Annotated in this window: 2 protein-coding genes and 1 pseudogene; 1 reads left to right on the top strand and 2 read right to left on the bottom strand. The window is 67.8% G+C overall.

Features of this window, described 5'->3' with window-relative positions; genetic code table 11:
• Positions 1-226 precede the first annotated feature (226 nt).
• Positions 227-1,012, bottom strand: coding sequence for a TSUP family transporter (locus tag ACFQEU_RS14740; RefSeq protein WP_379783383.1), 786 nt, complete (start codon positions 1,010-1,012; stop codon positions 227-229).
• A gap of 185 nt (positions 1,013-1,197) precedes the next feature.
• On the opposite strand from ACFQEU_RS14740, the gene ACFQEU_RS14735 reads away from it, so the two are divergent.
• Positions 1,198-2,040 (top strand): eIF2B alpha/beta/delta subunit family protein, encoded by an 843-nt coding sequence (locus ACFQEU_RS14735; protein WP_379783381.1) that lies wholly within the window; start codon positions 1,198-1,200, stop codon positions 2,038-2,040.
• 32 nt (positions 2,041-2,072) lie between these two features.
• Here ACFQEU_RS14735 and ACFQEU_RS14730 read toward each other — a convergent pair.
• Positions 2,073-2,252, bottom strand: a pseudogene (locus ACFQEU_RS14730) (alpha/beta hydrolase); the annotation flags it as partial.

Here is a 2,252-nt window from a genome sequence, read left to right as displayed (position 1 = left end):
ATCTCGTCTAAACAGCCGCCGAGGCGGTCGTTTTCGGGCATAGATCACTTTGAAAACGCACCGCCTCACCTTTCAATCCTTATCTGAACACCGCCCCAGCAACACCGATCGACTACTTATACCCAACCGCCAGCAACACCGATCGACCACTTATATACAACCGCCAGCAACATCGATCGATCGTTCTCATCCGCGACCGAGACGCTCGCTTCGGTACCCCGGCGTTTCAGACGACTCCGGCCCCCGCGAGGAGCAGACGGGCACCGATGACGGTCAGGAGGCCGAGCACGACCCCGCGACGGAGGCGCTCGGTCACTCGACCCCGGAGGCGCGCTCCCACGGCCACGCCAGCGACGGCCGGAATCGCGGCGGCGGCGGACGCGAACGCGAGGTCGAGACTCGGGTACAGCCCCAGTGCGCCAGCGACCCCGATCCGAAGCCCGTTGATCCCGACGAACACCATCGCGACGACGCCGACGAACAACCCGTGTGAGAGGTCACAGCTCCGGACGAACGCGACGATCTGGACACCGACGTTCGTCGCGCCGAACAGGAGGCCGGAGACCGCGCCGACCCCCGCCATCGCGAGCGGTGTCTCGACGAAACAGCGGTCCGCGGCCCGCGAAAGCGTGGGAAGCGGCCGGACTCGCTGCGCCGTCAGGACGAACCCGAGCGAGACGACCCCGAGGAGGAGTCGGAGCGGGGCGTCGGGGAGCCAGTCGAGCAGCGCCATCCCGGCGACGGTCCCGACGGCCGCGGCGACGAGTAACGGCGCGAACCGCCTCCCACACGTTCGGAGTTCCTCGCCGGATAGCTCGCGAACGAGCGCGAGGTTCACCGCGAGTATCGGGAGGATCATGAACACGACGGCACTGGCCGGATCGAGCACCGTCGCGAGCACGGTCGTGCCGACGACTGCGAAGCCGAAGCCCGCGATACCGTTGACGGCACCCGCGAGCACGATCACGAGGACGACCGTCGCGAGCGCGTCGACCGGGACTCCGAGACTCATGTCGCGGTCACGCAGTGGACGAACATAAACGCCCGCCGCGCGTGCGGTAGAACGACACGTGCGGTTCTGATGGGTCGGGCGGTTCTGATGGGTCGGGCGGTTCGATGGTTGGACGGTTCGATGGTTGGACGGTTACGGCGGTTCGACCCCGGAACCGATTTCAATCGTGGCTACGACGTTCGAGTATGATCGACGAGACGGTCGCCGAGATACGGGCGATGCGGACCCACAGCACGTCGGCGGTGGCCGTGAAGGCGACGGAGTCGCTCGCGGAGCTGCTCGACCGCGACTATCGGACCGTCGACGAGTTCGAGCGCGACCTCGAACACAACGCGGGCGTGTTGCGCCGGTCGAACCCCTCTCACGCCGCGTTACACAACGCGATGCGCGAGGTCGAACGGACTATCGTCGGCGAGCCGACGTCCGTCGACGACGCCAAACAGCTGCTCGAGGAGACGATCGAACGCGTCGTCGACGACATCGAGACGTCGAAGGCCGCTGCCGCCGCCAACGCCGCGGAGCGGATCGCGGACGGCGACACCCTGCTGGTCCACGACTACTCGACGACGGTGCTCGAGTCCATCGAGGCGGCCGCGATGGGCGGCGCACACCTGACGGTGTACGTGACCGAGGCCCGGCCACGGACCCTCGGCCGGAAGACCGCACGAGCGCTCGCCGGGATGGACCGGGTGGACACCCATATGGTGGTCGACAGCGCGATGGGGTACGCGCTCCGGGACTGCGACCGCGTCCTCCTCGGGATCACCTGTATCACGGGCGGCACCTACTACAACCGGATCGGGACGTTCCCCCTCGTCGTGACCGCGCGTGAGCTCGGCGTGCCCGTCACCGCGGTGGGCTCCGGCGCGAAGACGATAGAGGAGTTCCGCTTCGAGAACGAGTTCCGGGACGCCGTCGAGGTGATGCGTGAACCGGTCGAGGGCGTCACGATCGAGAACCCCAGCTACGACGCCACCCCGGTGGGGATGATCGACACCGTGATCACCGACGACGGCGTCCGCGACTGAGTCACCCCCGGCGAGGACCGTCCTCGCCACATTCACTCGTCGAGCAGGGCGTCGAGTCGCTCCCCGATCCGGGCGACCGTCGCGTTCGAGAGGCCGTGGCCGGCTCCGGGATCGATCCGCATGTCCACCGTTGCGCCGCCCCGTTCGAGCACCGTCGCGGTCGCCTCGACTCGGTCGCGGGGCACGTGCGGATCCCCCTCGCTCGCGTCGAG

The organism is Halorubrum tibetense (assembly GCF_042661865.1).
In the GTDB taxonomy this organism is placed as follows: Archaea; Halobacteriota; Halobacteria; order Halobacteriales; family Haloferacaceae; genus Halorubrum; species Halorubrum tibetense.
This window is presented reverse-complemented; position numbering and strand designations above follow the sequence as displayed.

Excerpts from the sequence above, each read along its gene's own strand:
- ACFQEU_RS14740 (WP_379783383.1), bottom strand. The coding sequence starts at position 1,012 with ATGAGTCTCGGAGTCCCGGTCGACGCGCTCGCGACGGTCGTCCTCGTG.
- ACFQEU_RS14735 (WP_379783381.1), top strand. The coding sequence starts at position 1,198 with ATGATCGACGAGACGGTCGCCGAGATACGGGCGATGCGGACCCACAGC.